Origin of the sequence: Sphingobium sp. YBL2 (assembly GCF_000943805.1) — a bacterium.
Lineage (GTDB): Bacteria > Pseudomonadota > Alphaproteobacteria > Sphingomonadales > Sphingomonadaceae > Sphingobium > Sphingobium fuliginis.
The window spans coordinates 1,225,157-1,241,215 of the sequence record NZ_CP010954.1 but is presented as its reverse complement, the minus strand read 5'-3'; the positions used below and the strand labels follow the sequence as shown (position 1 = coordinate 1,241,215).

The window sequence follows — 16,059 nt, the reverse complement described above, 5'->3', positions numbered from 1 at the left end:
CGCAAACATGAGGGTTGGACGCCGTGTCGTGCATGGGCGTCGGTCCTGCATGTGGAACCGGAGATGAACGAGGCTGGCATTTTCCCGTTCATCTGTGGCCACGCTCACTCCAGCTTCGTCAATATGAAGGCAATCAGGAATCCCGCGACGGCGATGAGGCCGGAAAATTCATGCGCTTCCTCCGTCGCTTCCGGAATCATCGTGTCCACCAGCATGGCCAGAATGGCTCCTGCTGCCACGGCGGTGGTGGCTGCGATCAGATCCGGATCTGCGCCCGCCAGAGTGATGTAGCCGATCAGCGCCGCCAGACCGGAAGCCAAAGCGATAGCTCCCCAGACGCCGAAGATATAGGCGGGGCCCCGGCCCGCCTTCTTCATTCCCGCCGCGCTGGAAAGGCCTTCGGGAACGTTCGAAAGGAACACGGCGATGACCGTGACCATGCTGACGCCGCCGCCGTGCAGCAGACTCACCCCTATGACCACGGACTCCGGAATGCCGTCCAGCAAGGCGCCGACGGCAATCGACAGCCCGGAATTCCCGGCAGCCGGCGCCTGGCTCTCGTGCGGGTTCGAACCCGACCGTTTACGATGCCGGGCACCGGCCCGCGACACGGCCACATTCGCAATCGTGTAGACGACCGCCCCGGCCAGAAATCCGAAGGCGGTGGAATCGAAGCCGCCGCGAGCATAGGCATCGTCCATCAGGTCGAAGGCCACGGCCGAAATCAGCACGCCCGATCCAATCGCCATGATCGCGGCGATCAGCCGTTGCGGAAGATCAGCCACATAGGCGATGCACGCGCCTATCAACAGCGCCGATCCGCCCACCAGGCCCCAAAATCCCGCTTCCAAGGCTCCATGCATCGATGCTCTCCCTCATTCTGAAACGGCAAGGGGCGATAAAGGATGCTGCGGCCGCCCCATTTCGCGGCGCGCCTATGTCGCCCATGCGCGCTTGCTGGACGACCGCTTGGACCAGGGCGTCGCGCTGCCGAACTCGCCCGAGACAGGCTCGCTTGTCAGCATAGGTTCTTAATAGTACCTATCCTGGCATAAGGTGCGCAGCGGCGGAGGACAGGGTGCAGAATTTCTTCAAGGGCTTTTTCCAGTTCGGCTATGTCACCCGCGACGCGGACGCCGCTGTTGCCGCGTTCCGCGCGAAATTCGGCCCGGTCGAGTTCATGGTGAACGAACCGCCGGCGATCGACGGCCGACCGGCGCCGACGCGGCGGATTGCGCTTGCATGGATCGACGAGGTGATGACCGAAATCATCGAACCCGATCCGATGCAGAGGACAATCTATGACGATCATGTACCCGCTTTGGCGGGACCGATACGGCTGCATCATTTCGGTTATCTGATCGACGATCATCAGGCGATGCTCCACCGGCTTCGGGGCATGGGCTATGATGTACCGATGGCGGGTTCCATGCCGGGGGTGCTGGACTATAGCTATGCCGATACGCGCCGCGATCTGGGCCTATGGTCGGAATTCATCCGTCTGGAGGAGGCCGGCAAGGCCTTTTTCGACGCAGTTCCGCGCACGATAACAGGCAATTCATAAGAACGATCGTTCTATATATTTGGCGAATTTCCGTTCACCTTCATATCCGTGATGGAATCACCAGTAATATTGATCATCTTCATGGCCATATAATAAACTTGGTGAAATATCATCGAGTGGAGAGAGCCGTGCAGCCCATATTGGCGGACAAGGTGGCTGTCGTGACGGGCGGCGCATCGGGCATCGGCAAGGCGACAGCCGAGTTGCTCGCTACGCAAGGCGCGGCGGTGGTGATTGCCGATCTGGACGAGGGCAATGCACGCTCCGCGGCGGAAGCCATTGCAGCGGCCGGCGGACAGGCGTTGGCGCTACGGGTCGACATGCGCAACGAAGCGCAGGTCCGGATGATGGTCGATGAGACCGTGGCGCGCTTTGGGGGTGTCGATCTGCTCGACAACACCGTGTCGTACAACGCGCCCGATCAGACCGGTGCCGATGGCGAGATTCATGAGATGGACGTCGCCATCTGGAACCGCGCGCTGGAGGTCAATCTGCGCGGGCCGATGCTGGCCGCCAAATATTGTATCCCGCAGATGTTGAAGCGCGGCGGCGGGGCGATCGTCAATATTTCGTCCACCGCCGGCATATTGTCGCTTGGCACCGTTCCCGCCTATGCGGCTTCGAAGGCGGCGGTGCACAGTCTGAGCCAATCGATCGCCACGGCCTATGGCAAGCGGGGAATCCGCTGCAACACGATAGCGCCGGGCTTCATCGACACGCCCACGACACGCAATATGGGCGACCGGTTCTTCCAGATGACACTGGACAATAATGTGCTGCCTTATCTTGGTCGGCCGGACGATATTGCGCAGGCCGCGCTGTTCCTGCTGTCAGATGCGGCCCGTTACATCACGGGCCAGTTGCTGGCGGTGGACGGCGGACAGACCATCCACCTGCCGGTAGTCGCGGACATGTGGCGCATGACGGCGGGCAAGCCGCTGATCGAAACGGCTTGAGGAGGGAAATGATGCAGACGCATGGGCGCCTGAGCGGCAAGGTGGCGGTCGTCACGGGCGGCACGAAAGGCATTGGCCAAGGCATCGTGCTGCGTTTCCTGAAGGAAGGCGCCGCAGTGGTCTATTGCTCGCGCAGCCCGGAAAATAATCGGGAGAATGAAGCGCTGATCGCGCAGCTTTCCGGCGCTGCGGAACGGGCGCAGTTCGTCGCCGCCGATGTCGGCAACCGGCAACAGATGGAGGATCTGGTCAATAATGCGGCCGAACGATTCGGGCGGCTCGACATCGTCGTCAACAATGCGCAGGGGATCGCGCCTGTCCGGTCGATCGAGAACAAGCCCGACGCCGATTACAGCATGACGCTGATGACCGGCTTCTACCAGTCGCTCTGGACCAGCCGCGCGGCGGTTCCGCACATGCGCAAGCTTGGCGGCGGGCGGCTGATCTATTTTTCCAGCCACTGGAACATCTGGGGTCAGCCCTATGCCAGCGATTACAACATCACCAAATCCGCCAATGAAGCACTGACGCGCAGCGCCGCACGAGAATTCGGCAAGGACAATATCACTGTCAACTGCATCACGCCGGCGGGCGACAGTTGGGCCTATAAAAGCTGGGCCGACCAGAACAGGGAAATGGCCGAAGCCAGCGTGCGCCAATTTCCGATGCGTCGCATGGGCGATTGCGAGATCGACATTGCCGGCGCGGTGCTGGGGCTTTGCAGCGACAATGGCCGCTTCATCACCGGGCAGGTCTTCTGCGTCGACGGCGGCGTATGGGCGACCGCGCCGCTCCAGATGCATGAGGAAGGCACCGACATCCACAAGGGGCACAGCCAGGCGGCCGTCGAGCTGACGGCCTGAGCGCGGGGAGGACAGGATGGGATTGATCGAAGGGCAGGTCGCGATCGTTACCGGCGCGGCCAATGAAGTGACGCGGGGCATCGCCCTCCGTTTTGCCCGTGAAGGCGCAAAGGTGGTGCTGGTCGACAAGGATCACGAAGCGGCACAAGCGGCCGCCCACCCTATTCCCGGCGCGGAGGCGCGCAGCGCCGACCTTTCCGACCCCGAGGCCGCACGGGCGCTGGCCGATGCGGTAGTGGGGGCGCATGGCCGGATCGACATAATGCTGAATGGCGCGCACGCGGCGCTGAAATGGGACCGGCTGGCGGACAGGCAGGCGGCGCCCGACTTCACCGCAGCGTTCAATGACGTGCTGCTGAGCGCGCTCAACATGATGCAGGCGGTCTATCCGCACATGAAGGCGGCGGGCGGCGGGCGCATCGTCAACCTGGGTTCGATCTACGGTCCGACGGCGAATGAGGGCGTGACGGATGCCGTCACCATGGACTTCGCGCTGACGGGCCTTACCCGGTCGGCAGGCGTCGAATGGGGGAAGGATGGCATTCTCGTCAATTTCCTCCAGCCGGCGGTGCCGGACATTGCGGTCTTTGCGGATTATCGCGCGAAGAAGGGCAAGAGTGTCGATACGCTGATCGCCAATATGGCGATGCCGCGCCTTGCCGACCCGGTGGAGGATGTGGGCGGGGCGGCGATGTTCCTGGTCTCGGACGAAGCCTGCTTCATCCTGGGCCATCGCGTGCTGGCGGACGGCGGCCAGCATCTGACCGCCGCGGTCTTCGAACCCGGTGCGCAGCGGTGAGCGAAGGCGGGGCCGGCATCCCAAGCAGGCAGCCGGGCAAGTTCGTCCAGCTCCGCCATCTGGCGCCCGACGAGGGGTTGCGCTTTTCCGGGCCGGGATAAGATGCCGAACGCAATGGCATGACGCGCATGATGCGCCATGCCATTTTCCGCCCCGGTCAGAGCTTGTTGAGGTCGGCTGCGGTCAGGCTGGTGACCAGTCCCTTTTCCCCATTGGACAGGGTTGCCGCCGGTATCGACACGAAGCGGCCCTTGTAGATGATCTGTACGGAGGTCGGGGCGCCCTCGGCATTTGCATTGACGCGATCGATGAAGCCGACGCGGACGCCATCGGCCGTCTTGACCATCATGCGCGCCTTGATGACGGGCGCGTCCTGCGCGGCCGCCGGGCTGGAAAGGGACAGGGCAGCCGCAAGAGCAAAAATATACTTCATATATGCCTCATGATCGTTTGCCCGCGCGCTATCATGCCGGCCGGCAGCAAACAAAATGAATCCGATCCGTTCAGCATGCCATCGCCTATCTGAAGATTGCCGTGGTCATATCCTCATGCCCGCAATTGGCACGGCGGCCCGGTTTGCGTTGAAACCAGCCGCGATTGGGAGCATGGAGCTTTGCATGCAGAAGGAACATGAATATGCCGACGGGGAGCTGGAGGCGTCTGGGCATTTCGAACCGCTGACCCGGCCGGAGGCGCTGACGGAAATGGTTGCCGAACGGCTGCGCAATGCCATACTTTCAGGCGCACTGGCCCCCGGCACTCATTTGAGCGTGCCGGAGATCGCGCGGCAATTGGGGGTTAGCCGTACGCCTGCGCGCGAAGGACTGATCGCGCTGGAGCGGGAAGGGCTGGTCGAACCCCGCGCCAGGACCGGCGTAGCGGTGATCGCAGGCGGCACGCCCGACATTCTCGATCTGCTCGACATTCGGGAAGGGTTGGAGATCATGACCGTGCGCCGTGCGGCCGAGCGCATGGATGCGGAAGGCGTTGCCCGGCTCAGGGCGTTGTTCGCGCAGCATGAGATCGTGGTGGAGAAAAGCGATCTGGCTGCTCATGTCGAACTCGACGCCGCCTTTCACGGCATGATCCGCGAGGGTGCGGGCAATATGCGGCTGGCGCGGCAACTGGTGCAGATCGACCAGCAATTGCGGGTGCTCAACAGCCGGCTCTCTCGCGCCCGTGGCTGGAGCGGACGGGCCGTGCTGCGGGATCACAAGGCGATCATCGACGCGATCGAAGCCGGCAATCCCGACGCTGCCGAACGGCATATGCGGGCGCATATCGAGCGCACCCGCGCATTCCAGTTGCAATCCGCCGGCCAGGACTGAGGCTGCAAGCGGTCTGTATTGGCCGATCCCGGTTGTGGCCCCGCTCGTGGCGCTGGGCCACCCTATGTGGACTATTGCCGCCGCTCCGCCGAAGGGACGCCGCCATATAATGGATAGGCGATGTTTTGGACGCGGATATGGCGACGCCGCCCCTCTGCATGTTGCATGTATATGGACAGGCGAGAGGAAGCGGGATGATTCGGTTGGACGGGCGGGTCGCGATCGTCACGGGGGCGGGGCGGGGCATGGGCCGGGCTCATGCCCTTCTGCTCGCCGCGCGGGGGGCGAGGGTGATCGTCAACGACTATGGCGGCGCGCAGTCCACATTGACGCCCGGCACCATTTCCCATGCCCAAGCGGTTGTGGATGAAATCCGCGCTGCGGGAGGTGAGGCGGAAGCGGACGGCGAGATGGTCGGCACCGGCGAGTCCGCCCGGCTCATCGTCGAACATGCGCTGGACGCCTTCGGCCGGGTCGACATTCTGATCAATAATGCCGGCGGATCGCTGATCGGTGATCCCGATGCCTTCACCGATGAAGAGATAGAGGGCGTGCTGCGGACCAATTTCATCGGTCCCTATATGCTGCTGCGTCGGGTCTGGCCGCTGATGCGCGGTCAGGGTTTCGGACGCATCGTCAACGTCATGTCGTCGGCGGTTCTGGGCGCGGGACATCTGGGGCCCTATGCAGCGGGCAAGGCCGGGCTGCTGGGGCTGACCCATGATGCGGCCTTTGACGGGCGGCCGCATAATATATTGGTGAACGGCATCTTCCCCACGGGCGCCTCCCGCCTTACGGAAACGTCGCACGAAGATCTGGCGCGCTGGTATCGCACCCATTTCCAGCCGGAAAAGGTGTCGGCGCTGATCGCCTATCTCAGTAGCGAGCAGTTGGACTTCGGCGGAGAAGTCTTCAACGTCGGGGGTGGGCGCGTCGCGCGGCTGGCGATCTTCGACAATGACGGATCGTTCGATCCGGCGATCACCCCTGAAAGCATAGCCGCCAATATCGACCTGATTCGTGACATGAGCAAACCCACCATGATTCCCACGCTCTGGGCGCAGACCGAGCGCTATTTTGCGCGCATTCCCTGGACTGGCGGCAAGGCCGGCCTGTTCTGAAGCGGTGAAACGACAGGATATGGCTGCCTGGCAGAAAGGCCGCAGCCATCAACGGAAGCGGGTTCGGCATAACCACCATGAGCTGACAGGCGCCGGATGAAGGAGAAGAAGATGCAGGAGGGTAACGCCCCGGCGCGCTGCGTGCTGGACATCAGGGCGGAATCGGGCGAAACCCCGGTCTGGTCGGTGGCGGAGCGGAAGCTGTTCTGGGTGGATCAGGAGGCGCACCGGCTCAATGCCTTCGATCCGGCCTGCGGGAGCAATGAAAGCTGGCAGATGCCCGCCCATGTCAGCAGCTTTGCGCTGCGCGGCGCGGGCGAGCCGATTGTCGTGGCGCTGCGTACCGGCCTGTTCGATTTCGACCGGGCCAGCGGCACGTTGGCGCCGGTCGCCGCGCCGCCGCCCTATCCCGTCGAAACCCACCGTTTCAATGACGGCCGGTGCGACCGGCAGGGTCGCTATCTGATCGGTTCGGTCGACCTTTCCTATTTCCAGACCGGGGTGGCCGGCCGCGCCGCCGTCTATCGGCTGGACGGCGGCGGGTTGGCCGAGGTGATCGGAGACATCACGTGCAGCAACGGCATGGCCTTCAGTCCCGACGGGCGGATCATGTATCTGGCGGATTCCCCCGCCGGGCGGGTCTATGCCTTCGACTATGACATCGTGACCGGCACGCCGTCCAACCGCCGTGTCTTCACGGAGCGGGATCGCGGCGACGGGATTTTCGACGGGGCGGAAGTGGATGCGGAGGGTGGCTATTGGGTCTGCCTGCTGATGAAGGGCGCGGTGGCGCGCTATATGCCGGACGGACGGCTGGACCGGGAGATTGCTGTGCCGGTTCTGCAACCATGCCTTCGATCCGGCCTGCGGGAGCAATGAAAGCTGGCAGATGCCCGCCCATGTCAGCAGCTTTGCGCTGCGCGGCGCGGGCGAGCCGATTGTCGTGGCGCTGCGTACCGGCCTGTTCGATTTCGACCGGGCCAGCGGCACGTTGGCGCCGGTCGCCGCGCCGCCGCCCTATCCCGTCGAAACCCACCGTTTCAATGACGGCCGGTGCGACCGGCAGGGTCGCTATCTGATCGGTTCGGTCGACCTTTCCTATTTCCAGACCGGGGTGGCCGGCCGCGCCGCCGTCTATCGGCTGGACGGCGGCGGGTTGGCCGAGGTGATCGGAGACATCACGTGCAGCAACGGCATGGCCTTCAGTCCCGACGGGCGGATCATGTATCTGGCGGATTCCCCCGCCGGGCGGGTCTATGCCTTCGACTATGACATCGTGACCGGCACGCCGTCCAACCGCCGTGTCTTCACGGAGCGGGATCGCGGCGACGGGATTTTCGACGGGGCGGAAGTGGATGCGGAGGGTGGCTATTGGGTCTGCCTGCTGATGAAGGGCGCGGTGGCGCGCTATATGCCGGACGGACGGCTGGACCGGGAGATTGCTGTGCCGGTTCTGCAACCGACCAAGGTGGCCTTTGGCGGGCCGGAACTGGCCACGCTTTATCTGACGTCCGCCGCTCACCGCCATCTTCCCGGCGATCAGCCCCTGGGCAGGCATGCCGGTGGCCTCTTCGCGATCGAAACGGGCGTTCGGGGCATTGAGGAGCCAAAATACCGCTTCTGAAATGCCCAATTTGACAATTTGCATGCAACATGCAAAAAGATGGTGGAGGTAACGACATGACCATCATTCTCGATCCCACTGCATCGCTGGTGCACGATCTGGCTGAGCCGGGTCCGGATGCCGGCGTCCTGAGGGGCAAGAAGATCGCCATCCGCATCGATATGCTGTGGCGTAGCTGGGACTGGGTCAGCGAGATCTGGGCCGAAGGCTTGCGGACCGAAGGCGCCGAGGTGACCTTCTGGCGCAGTTGCGGCCGCACGGGCCGGGAGGGCGAGCAAGCCGAACGCGACTATGGCGCGCTACTGGCGCAAAGCGACATGGCCATCGTCGGACTGGGCAATTGCGGGTCCTGCACCAGTTGGACCATCGCGGACGCACTGACCGCGGCAGCCGCCGGCATCCCGACCATCGCGGTGGCGACCGCGCATTTCGAAGGGCTGGCCCATAATCTGGCGAAACGGGGCGGCCGGTCGGGCCTGCGCTTTCACATCCTTCCCTATCCTCTCGACATTCTTCCAAAAGAACAGGTCCATGACATTGCACGAAACCACTATCGATCGTTCCTGCGGAATTTCGGGGTGCGAAGCAGACTGGCTGAGCAGTCGGCGGCATGAGGTCGAGGATGACATCGTCGCCTTCAACGATTTCGCCATGGCTCAGGGCTGGGGTGACGGACTGCCGCTGATCCCGCCGACGCAGCAGCGGGTGCAGGACTTCCTGATCGCGGGCGGACGCTTTCCGGACGAGTTGATCGCCGTGCTGCCGCCGCTGCGCGCCGAATGCACGGTGGAGAAGATCGCGATCAACGCGGTTATGGCCGGCTGCACGGGCGACGCGATGCCGCTGCTGTGCGCGGCGATAGAAGCGATGGCGGACCCCAGGTTCGACCTGGCCGGCCTCAATGCCACGACCGGGTCGGTGGTGCCCGCCATGATCGTGAACGGGTCGATCCGCAACCGGCTGGACATTCCCTGTCAGGCCGGTTGCCTGGGCGGAGTGGCCGGTCGAGCGGTGGCCATCGGCCGGGCGATCCGTCTGATCATGCGCAATGTGGCGGGCCAGTCGATCGGTTCGACGTCGCAAAGCGTCTATGGCACACCGGGGCGTGTCGCCGGCATCGTCTTTGGCGAATGGGAGGAGCGCTCTCCCTGGGCGCCGCTGGCTGAACGTCGCGGCGTAGGAGGCGATGCCGTCACCGTTTACGGCGCGATGGGCACGGCCAATATCTGCGACGTGGTGGCGAACAGTGCCGACGGTTTCCTCGACATGATCGCCAAATCCATGGCCTATCCGGGCGCAAACGGCTTCCTGCCGTCCTCGGCCTTTGCGGAGACTTTGTGCGTCATCAACCCGATCTGGGCGGAGGTGATTGCGAAGGCCTATCCCAGGATCGAGGATGTGCAGGCCTATATCTGGGACAGATGCGCATTGCCGATCGACTGGTTCCGACCCGAATATCGCGATCCCATCGGCAATTTGGGTCGGATCAAGCCCGACGGGCGCGTGCATCTGGTGCCGACGCCCGATGATGTGCTGGTCATGGTCGCGGGAGGGGAAGGCGGCCTGCACGCCGCGATGCTGCATAGCTGGGGCACCTGCCTCACCGTGACCCGGCCCGTCGAGACGGCATGAGCGGCGATGTGATCGTCGGCGATCGCATTCGCGGACGCGCCGAACTGCTCGACCGGGCGGCGCGGCTGGCGAGCGCGATGGCGGCGGCAGGCGTCGGCGCGGGCGATGCGGTGGCGCTGTTGCTGCGCAACGACTTTGCCGTGCTGGAAGCCAATCTGGCCGTGCGCAGGCTCGACGCCTATGGCGTGCCGATCAACTGGCACTGGCACCCGACGGAGATCGGCTATGTGCTGCGCGACGCGACGCCCCGGCTGCTGATCGGCCATGCCGACCTGCTGGACGGGCTGGGCGCCCATATTCCCGAAGGCCTGCGCGTGATCGCCGTCGGCGGTTCGGGCGAGCAGCCGGATTATGACGACTGGATCGCTGCCCATGAACCCCATGAGGGCCATGGCAACGGTCTCGGTTCCTCCATGGTCTACACGTCGGGCACCACGGGCAAGCCCAAGGCGGTCAGGCGCCTGCCCGCGACAGGCGAGGAATCGGCGCAGCGCGCCCGTGTGCTGGCGGTCATCCATGACACGGCGCCCGGCAATGTCGCGCTGGTGACGGGACCGCTCTATCATCTCTTCAGCCAGGCGATCCTGATGGCGACTTTCGCCGCCGGGGGCACGGTGGTGGTGATGGAGCGCTTCGATCCGGAGGATTGCCTGCGGCTCATCGAGCAGCATCATGTGACCCATGGCGCGCTGGTGCCCACGCTTTTCGTCAGGCTGCTGCGCCTCCCCGAAGAGGTGAAGGGCCGATATGATCTCTCCACCCTTCGTCACGTCGTCCATTCGGGCGCGCCCTGCGCGCCGGAAGTAAAAAGGGCGATGCTGAACTGGTGGGGGCCGGTCCTGTATGAAACCTATGGATCGACCGAAACCGGCGTCGTCACGAAGATCAGTCCTCGGGAATGGCTGGCTCGACCCGGCAGCGTCGGCCGACCTGTCCTGACTGGTGAAGTCCGTATTCGTGGCGAAGACGGCCAATGGACAGAGGCGGGGCGGACGGGCGACGTCTACCTGCGCATCCACGGCACGCCCGATTTCACTTTTCACGGCGATCCGGAAAAGCGCGCCGCCGTCGAATATGACGGCCTTATTACCTGCGGCGACATGGGCTGGCTGGACGAAGAAGGCTATCTGTTTCTGTGCGACCGGCGCGCGGACATGGTGTTGTCCGGCGGGGTCAACATCTATCCGGCAGAGGTGGAGGCTGCCTTGCTGGAGCATCCCGCGGTATCCGATTGCGCTGTCTTCGGCGTGCCGGACTCCGAATATGGTGAAGTGCTGGTCGCGTATCTCCAGAGCGACGAGGCGCTGATCCCCGATGAGGTGACAGCGTTCCTGCGCGGGCGCATCGCGGGCTACAAGATTCCGCGTCATCTGGTCGTCGGCGCCAGCTTGCCGCGCGAGGAAACGGGAAAGATCTTGAAGCGCAGGCTGCGGGAAAGTTTCCTGGCCGGCGAAGCGCGGGAAACGGGAGCATATTGACGGATGGAGGAACCGGGGAAAGGCGCCATCCCGCCCGGCGCGCTGGCGGGGCTGAAGGTCATCGACATGGCGTCGCTCTATGCCGCGCCGCTTGCGGCGACGATCATGGCCGATTTCGGCGCCGATGTGCTGAAGATCGAGCCGCCGGAGGGCGACCTGTTCCGCGACAGCAAGATGTGGCCGCTGGTCGCGCGGGGGAAGCGTTGCCTGGCGCTGGACTTGCGTTCGGAAGAGGGGATCGACCGGCTCAAGGCGCTGGCGGCGCAAGCCGACGTGCTGGTGGAAAATTATCCCGCCGCCGTGCTGGAGAGGCGGGGCATCGGCTGGAAAGTCCTGTCGGCGGTCAATCCCCGGCTTGTCATGCTTTCCGTGTCCTGCTTCGGCGCCACCGGTCCTTATCGGGGCCGGCCGGGATCGGGCACGATCGGTGAAGGCTTTGGCGGCCTGACCTTCCTGACGGGGACGGAAGACGGTCCGCCGATGCTCCCTTCCGTAGCCTTGGGTGACGCCGTGGGCGCGATGAGCGCGGTGATCGGCACGCTCTCTGCCCTTTATTGGCGCGACCGTAGCGGACGGGGGCAACAGGTGGACGCCAGCCTCTACGAACCGATATTGCAGATCGTCGCCCATGCGGCGCAAAGATGGGAGCCCGGCCGCTCGCCCGAACGTTGCGGGTCGCGACTGCCCGGCGTACTGCGCAACGTCTATCGAACCTCCGACGAAAGATACGTCGCTATCTCCGCCAGCACCGCTCGGCATGCCGCCGATCTGCTGGCGCTGGCGGGCGGGCAGGGGGACGACCAGGATGCCTGCGTCGCCGCCTGGATCGCCACCGTGCCGCAGGCTGCGCTGGTGGAGCAGCTCGTCGCCCGGCGTATTCCGGTGACGCCGGTCAACAGCCTGGACGATATGCTGGCCGATCCTCATATGCGCGCTCGCGGGAGCCTGATCCATGTGGCGGATGAAGCGTTGGGCGATCTGGCATTGGCCGCGCCCGCGCCGCGCCTATCGGAGACGCCGGGCAGGATTGGCGATGTAAACCCGCCCCTGGGTACGGATGCGGATGCCGCGCTTGAGCGCTGGGCCGGAAGCTGACGGCGCAGCTCATGCGGTATGCGGCGCATCTTGGCATAGCCGATCCCGACGCGCCGTTGCTGGCCGCAACGGCCGGCTCGGTCGATCCGGTCGCTCAGATAAATTGCGCCGCTCGGCTGGGCTTTGCCGGCATCACCGACAATGGTCTGAAAGCCCGCACGCCGGAGGTTCAGCGGCGCATGGGTGTGGCGTTGCGGGATCATGGGATGGAGATGGGCAGCTTCACCCATAATGTTCTGGGGATGGAGCCGCCCTTCTTCTGGGGCGCGCCGATCACCGATATGGAAGCGGCCATGGCGTCCAGCCTCACGGCAGCGGAGCATGTGGGCGGTGGCTGCATCAACGCGGTCCTGCTGGATTGCGGCGCACCGTTGGCGGAACAGCTAGCGCGGGCGACGGAGAATTTCGCTGCCGCCACGAAGCTGGCGGCGGAGCGGGGCGTGGCGCTGGCGGTGGAGATGGTCAGCCGGGAGCGTGTACCCCTGGCCCTGGTCGAGCGCCTGGCCGACATCGGCGCTATCGCCCGGTCGGCAGGCGTGGGGCTGATCCTCGATAGCTGCCATTGCCATTGCGCCGGCGAGGACATGGCGGCGGCGATTGTGGCGCAGGCGGATATTCTCGCCGCTGTGCAGATCGCTGACATGCCAGGCCGCGTTCAACCCGGTGCGGGCGTGATCGACTTTGCGCCGATCATGGCGGCGCTGCGGACAATCGGCTGGGGCGGCCTTGTCGAGGCGGAGCTGATGCCGAAGCTGCGGGACATCGATGGGGAGGCGGCGGCCATCGCCGCGCTCAGGACGCTGGGTTGACGTTTCTTGCCGGGCGCGCCGTTGCGCCTCAGCCCTGCCGTTCCGGCGTATGCACGATAAGGCCATCCAGCGCCGCGCGCAGACGGATCTGACAGGAAAGGCGCGAATCCGCCCGCTTGCCATGGGCGAAGTCGAGCATGTCCCATTCGTCGGCGGATGGAGGACCGACCCGATCGATCCACGCGGGATCGACATGAACATGGCAGGTCGCGCAGGCGGCGCTGCCGCCGCATTCCCCGATGATATTCTCGACGCCCGCCCGCTTGCCGATGTCCATCACCGACTGGCCGACATCGCCGTCCAGCGTGGTCGCGATCCCGGCAGGTGTGATGAAGGTGACATGGACCATGGTGATACCCTTTGAACCGGCTTGGCGCGATCGGAAAGCGCTTATGCCGCCGGCCGTTCCGGACATCATGTTTGCGATCACTCACCGCCGATCTTCACACCTCTTGCCGCTACGGGCAGGTTCGGCCGCAGGCCGACCGGTCCAGTGCCGCCGCTTTGTCATTTTAGGTACTGAATAGTAGCTTTAATGGCACGGTAGGAGAAGGAGGAGAGAGATGAGGGCAGCGTTATTCAAGGGCGCGGGCACACCGCTGGTCGTGGAGACCATAGACGATCCCCAGCCCGGCGAGGGCGAAGCGGTCATCAAGGTCACGCGCTGCGGCGTATGCGGCACGGACCTCCACATGACCTCCGGCCATGGCAATGATTTCCCCGTCGACAGCGTGATCGGCCATGAATATTGCGGGGAAGTCGTCGCACTGGGCAAAGGCGTAGACAATCTCAAGGTCGGTCAGTTCGTCACCGCCATGCCGGTGGCGGGCTGCGGCCGCTGCGCCCCCTGCCTGGCCGGTTATCCCATGGCTTGCGCGCAGATGCAGGGTCTTGTCGGCGGCTTTAGCGAATATATGCGGATCGCGGCGACGAGTTCTATCGTGCTGCCCGACACGCTGACGCCTGCTGACGGTGCTCTGATCGAGCCTCTCGCCGTGGGTCTGCGCGGCATACGGCTCGCGCAGATGCCGCCGGGCGCGAAGGTCGCGGTGCTGGGCGCTGGGTCCATCGGCCTCGCTGCCATCTATTGGGCGCGGTTGCTGGGGGCGGGGAAGATCGTGGCCATTTCCCGTTCGTCACGGCGCGCCGATCTTGCGCTGCAGATGGGCGCGAACAGCTTCGAGGCGCTGGGCGAAGGCGAAGCGGAACGCGTTTCGGCCGCGCTGGGCGGCATGCCCGACATCGTGCTGGAATGCGTCGGCGCGGTCGGCATGACGCAGAAAGCGGTCGAACTGGTCGCGCCCGGCGGAACGGTCGTCTCGCTGGGTTTCTGCACCTCGCCCGACCCGATCCTGCCTTCGCTCGCCACATGGAAGCAGGTCACGATCAAATTCTCGTTCGCCTATGATCTCAGGGAATTCGAACATAGCGCCAATGCGCTGGACGCCGGACACGTCGAGCCGCGCCTGATGGTGTCGCGGACGGTCGGCCTGGACGCCTTCCCCGACCTGTTCGAGCAACTGCGCGCCGGGGCCAACGAAACCAAGATTCATGTCGATCCGTGGAGCGCGGCCTGATGAACACAGAAACCATTGTCCAGGACCAGCGGATATTGACCCTCGACGCCCTGCTGGCTGCCTCGACGGCGCGCACGGGCCTTGACGATTTTGGCGACGCCGGCTTTCGCGAGGGGCTGGGCCTGCTGCTGTCCGACATCCGCGCGCTCGACCTTGATCCCGCGTGCGTGCAGGCGACCGCATGGCGCATCGGCCAGTCGCTCGATACCCGCGCCCTGGCGGTCAAGGGGTTGAGGGAACGGCCGGAGGCGCTGGAGCAGCCGATCCGGGAGCCGATCATCATCGCCGGTCTCGTCCGTTCGGGCACGACGGCGCTGCACCTGCTGATGTCGCTGGACCCTCAGTTCCAGGGGCCGGAACATTGGCTGACCGTCTATCCCATGCCGCGCCCGCCGCGGGAGACGTGGGACGGTATTGCCGAATATCGGACGGAGAAGGCGTCGCTGGACGCCTATCTGGCGGCGTCGCCGGAATCGGCCGACGACCATATGATGACGGCAGAGGGGATTGAGGAATCCCTGTTCATCCTGGGCGCCAGCTTTGCCAGCAACATGTGGCCGTCCATGTGGGACGCCCCCCGCTATGACCGCTGGTATCGCGGGCGCGACGACACCGACAGCTATCGCTGGCTGGCCGATGTGCTGCGTCTGATCGGCGCGGGGGACGATCGCCGCTGGCTGCTCAAGAACCCGACGGACCTCTTTTCCTTGCAGGAGGTGCTGAACGTCTTTCCCGATGCGAAGATCATCCAGACCCATCGCGACCCGGTGGATTCGACGCCATCGGTCAGCAATCTCATCTTCTCGGCGCGCCGGGCCTTTTGCGGCGACAAGGCGGATCGCGCCGATGTCGGGCGGCGCGAGGCGGAGATGTGGGCGCAGGCATTGGAACGCGCCGAGTCGGTGCGCGAAAAGAGCGACGCGACGTTCATCGACGTCGAGTTCCGCGACTTCACCCGCGATCAGATGGCGTCAATCCGCTCCATCTACGACCAGCTAGGCCTGACGCTGACGGCCGAGACGGAGGGCGCGATGCAAGCCTGGCTGGACGCGCATCCTCACAAGCCGAGCAAGGGGCCCAAGCACAGGCCGGAGGATTTCGGCCTGACGCGGGAAGGGCTGGAGGAACGCTTCGCCGCCTATCGCGCCCGGCGCGGCTATATCTGACGGATTTGCATCTGAGGGATCTGGGCGGGGGGCCCGTTCAAAAATGG

The 16,059-nt window shown here is 64.7% G+C and carries 18 protein-coding genes; 15 read left to right on the top strand and 3 right to left on the bottom strand.

The annotated features are described in order from the left end of the window. Window positions 1–104: 104 nt before the first annotated feature. Window positions 105–863, bottom strand: a complete 759-nt coding sequence (locus tag TZ53_RS05865; RefSeq protein ID WP_025548404.1) for a ZIP family metal transporter — start codon at window positions 861–863, stop codon at window positions 105–107. 215 nt (window positions 864–1,078) lie between these two features. Between TZ53_RS05865 and TZ53_RS05860 the strand changes: the two genes are divergently transcribed. The 4 genes from TZ53_RS05860 (at window position 1,079) to TZ53_RS05845 (ending at window position 4,182) form a co-directional block, all read left to right on the top strand. Then, window positions 1,079–1,564, top strand: coding sequence for a VOC family protein (locus TZ53_RS05860; RefSeq protein ID WP_025548402.1), 486 nt, complete (start codon window positions 1,079–1,081; stop codon window positions 1,562–1,564). Window positions 1,565–1,680: 116 nt separating this feature from the next. Beyond that, window positions 1,681–2,520, top strand: a complete 840-nt coding sequence (locus tag TZ53_RS05855; RefSeq protein WP_172668302.1) for an SDR family NAD(P)-dependent oxidoreductase — start codon at window positions 1,681–1,683, stop codon at window positions 2,518–2,520. A gap of 8 nt (window positions 2,521–2,528) precedes the next feature. Next, window positions 2,529–3,383: an SDR family NAD(P)-dependent oxidoreductase gene (locus TZ53_RS05850; RefSeq protein WP_052628111.1), complete on the top strand. Its 855-nt coding sequence runs from the start codon at window positions 2,529–2,531 to the stop codon at window positions 3,381–3,383. A 16-nt stretch (window positions 3,384–3,399) separates the two neighbouring features. Further along, entirely contained in the window at window positions 3,400–4,182 is a 783-nt protein-coding gene (locus tag TZ53_RS05845; protein ID WP_044660682.1) for an SDR family NAD(P)-dependent oxidoreductase, read from the top strand. Window positions 4,183–4,339: 157 nt separating this feature from the next. Here TZ53_RS05845 and TZ53_RS05840 read toward each other — a convergent pair whose 3' ends face one another. Then, window positions 4,340–4,615 (bottom strand): hypothetical protein, encoded by a 276-nt coding sequence (locus tag TZ53_RS05840; protein ID WP_044660681.1) that lies wholly within the window; start codon window positions 4,613–4,615, stop codon window positions 4,340–4,342. A gap of 184 nt (window positions 4,616–4,799) precedes the next feature. Between TZ53_RS05840 and TZ53_RS05835 the strand changes: the two genes are divergently transcribed. The 9 genes from TZ53_RS05835 to TZ53_RS05795 all read left to right on the top strand — a co-directional run bounded on the left by TZ53_RS05835 (window position 4,800) and on the right by TZ53_RS05795 (window position 13,269). Then, window positions 4,800–5,510: a GntR family transcriptional regulator gene (locus TZ53_RS05835; RefSeq protein WP_082718674.1), complete on the top strand. Its 711-nt coding sequence runs from the start codon at window positions 4,800–4,802 to the stop codon at window positions 5,508–5,510. A gap of 194 nt (window positions 5,511–5,704) precedes the next feature. Next, window positions 5,705–6,631: an SDR family NAD(P)-dependent oxidoreductase gene (locus TZ53_RS05830; RefSeq protein WP_025548394.1), complete on the top strand. Its 927-nt coding sequence runs from the start codon at window positions 5,705–5,707 to the stop codon at window positions 6,629–6,631. A 111-nt stretch (window positions 6,632–6,742) separates the two neighbouring features. Continuing rightward, on the top strand, window positions 6,743–7,510 hold the full coding sequence (locus TZ53_RS05825; protein ID WP_172668301.1) for an SMP-30/gluconolactonase/LRE family protein: 768 nt from the start codon (window positions 6,743–6,745) through the stop codon (window positions 7,508–7,510). Window positions 7,511–7,520: 10 nt separating this feature from the next. Next, window positions 7,521–8,255: an SMP-30/gluconolactonase/LRE family protein gene (locus TZ53_RS05820; protein WP_084694321.1), complete on the top strand. Its 735-nt coding sequence runs from the start codon at window positions 7,521–7,523 to the stop codon at window positions 8,253–8,255. A gap of 56 nt (window positions 8,256–8,311) precedes the next feature. Beyond that, window positions 8,312–8,869: a UGSC family (seleno)protein gene (locus TZ53_RS05815; protein ID WP_044660679.1), complete on the top strand. Its 558-nt coding sequence runs from the start codon at window positions 8,312–8,314 to the stop codon at window positions 8,867–8,869. Next, the gene (locus TZ53_RS05810) at window positions 8,787–9,887 is read left to right on the top strand and encodes a hypothetical protein (RefSeq protein ID WP_226870233.1); all 1,101 of its coding nucleotides are present in this window, start codon (window positions 8,787–8,789) and stop codon (window positions 9,885–9,887) included. The genes TZ53_RS05815 and TZ53_RS05810 overlap by 83 nt, the downstream gene beginning before the upstream one ends. Next, a complete protein-coding gene (locus tag TZ53_RS05805) occupies window positions 9,884–11,365 on the top strand; it encodes an AMP-binding protein (protein WP_044660678.1) in 1,482 nt (493 codons plus the stop codon). Before TZ53_RS05810 ends, TZ53_RS05805 begins: the two co-directional genes overlap by 4 nt. 3 nt (window positions 11,366–11,368) lie before the next feature. Beyond that, a complete protein-coding gene (locus TZ53_RS05800) occupies window positions 11,369–12,460 on the top strand; it encodes a CaiB/BaiF CoA transferase family protein (protein WP_025548385.1) in 1,092 nt (363 codons plus the stop codon). Between the two features lie 11 nt (window positions 12,461–12,471). Next, window positions 12,472–13,269, top strand: coding sequence for a sugar phosphate isomerase/epimerase family protein (locus TZ53_RS05795; RefSeq protein WP_025548384.1), 798 nt, complete (start codon window positions 12,472–12,474; stop codon window positions 13,267–13,269). A gap of 28 nt (window positions 13,270–13,297) precedes the next feature. On the opposite strand, the gene TZ53_RS05790 is transcribed toward TZ53_RS05795, so the two are convergent. After that, entirely contained in the window at window positions 13,298–13,618 is a 321-nt protein-coding gene (locus TZ53_RS05790; RefSeq protein WP_044662881.1) for a 2Fe-2S iron-sulfur cluster-binding protein, read from the bottom strand. A 214-nt stretch (window positions 13,619–13,832) separates the two neighbouring features. Here TZ53_RS05790 and TZ53_RS05785 point away from each other — a divergent pair, with 214 nt between their 5' ends. Continuing rightward, on the top strand, window positions 13,833–14,846 hold the full coding sequence (locus TZ53_RS05785) for an alcohol dehydrogenase catalytic domain-containing protein (protein WP_025548381.1): 1,014 nt from the start codon (window positions 13,833–13,835) through the stop codon (window positions 14,844–14,846). Then, a complete protein-coding gene (locus tag TZ53_RS05780; RefSeq protein ID WP_044662880.1) occupies window positions 14,846–16,012 on the top strand; it encodes a sulfotransferase family protein in 1,167 nt (388 codons plus the stop codon). The genes TZ53_RS05785 and TZ53_RS05780 overlap by 1 nt, the downstream gene beginning before the upstream one ends. Window positions 16,013–16,059 lie beyond the last annotated feature (47 nt).

Coding starts and splice junctions, on each gene's coding strand:
- TZ53_RS05800 (WP_025548385.1), top strand. CDS start 11,369: ATGGAGGAACCGGGGAAAGGCGCCATCCCGCCCGGCGCGCTGGCGGGG.
- TZ53_RS05785 (WP_025548381.1), top strand. CDS start 13,833: ATGAGGGCAGCGTTATTCAAGGGCGCGGGCACACCGCTGGTCGTGGAG.
- TZ53_RS05805 (WP_044660678.1), top strand. CDS start 9,884: ATGAGCGGCGATGTGATCGTCGGCGATCGCATTCGCGGACGCGCCGAA.
- TZ53_RS05780 (WP_044662880.1), top strand. CDS start 14,846: ATGAACACAGAAACCATTGTCCAGGACCAGCGGATATTGACCCTCGAC.
- TZ53_RS05865 (WP_025548404.1), bottom strand. CDS start 863: ATGCATGGAGCCTTGGAAGCGGGATTTTGGGGCCTGGTGGGCGGATCG.
- TZ53_RS05835 (WP_082718674.1), top strand. CDS start 4,800: ATGCAGAAGGAACATGAATATGCCGACGGGGAGCTGGAGGCGTCTGGG.
- TZ53_RS05830 (WP_025548394.1), top strand. CDS start 5,705: ATGATTCGGTTGGACGGGCGGGTCGCGATCGTCACGGGGGCGGGGCGG.
- TZ53_RS05795 (WP_025548384.1), top strand. CDS start 12,472: ATGCGGTATGCGGCGCATCTTGGCATAGCCGATCCCGACGCGCCGTTG.
- TZ53_RS05845 (WP_044660682.1), top strand. CDS start 3,400: ATGGGATTGATCGAAGGGCAGGTCGCGATCGTTACCGGCGCGGCCAAT.
- TZ53_RS05790 (WP_044662881.1), bottom strand. CDS start 13,618: ATGGTCCATGTCACCTTCATCACACCTGCCGGGATCGCGACCACGCTG.
- TZ53_RS05815 (WP_044660679.1), top strand. CDS start 8,312: ATGACCATCATTCTCGATCCCACTGCATCGCTGGTGCACGATCTGGCT.
- TZ53_RS05810 (WP_226870233.1), top strand. CDS start 8,787: ATGACATTGCACGAAACCACTATCGATCGTTCCTGCGGAATTTCGGGG.
- TZ53_RS05825 (WP_172668301.1), top strand. CDS start 6,743: ATGCAGGAGGGTAACGCCCCGGCGCGCTGCGTGCTGGACATCAGGGCG.
- TZ53_RS05820 (WP_084694321.1), top strand. CDS start 7,521: ATGCCCGCCCATGTCAGCAGCTTTGCGCTGCGCGGCGCGGGCGAGCCG.
- TZ53_RS05840 (WP_044660681.1), bottom strand. CDS start 4,615: ATGAAGTATATTTTTGCTCTTGCGGCTGCCCTGTCCCTTTCCAGCCCG.
- TZ53_RS05850 (WP_052628111.1), top strand. CDS start 2,529: ATGATGCAGACGCATGGGCGCCTGAGCGGCAAGGTGGCGGTCGTCACG.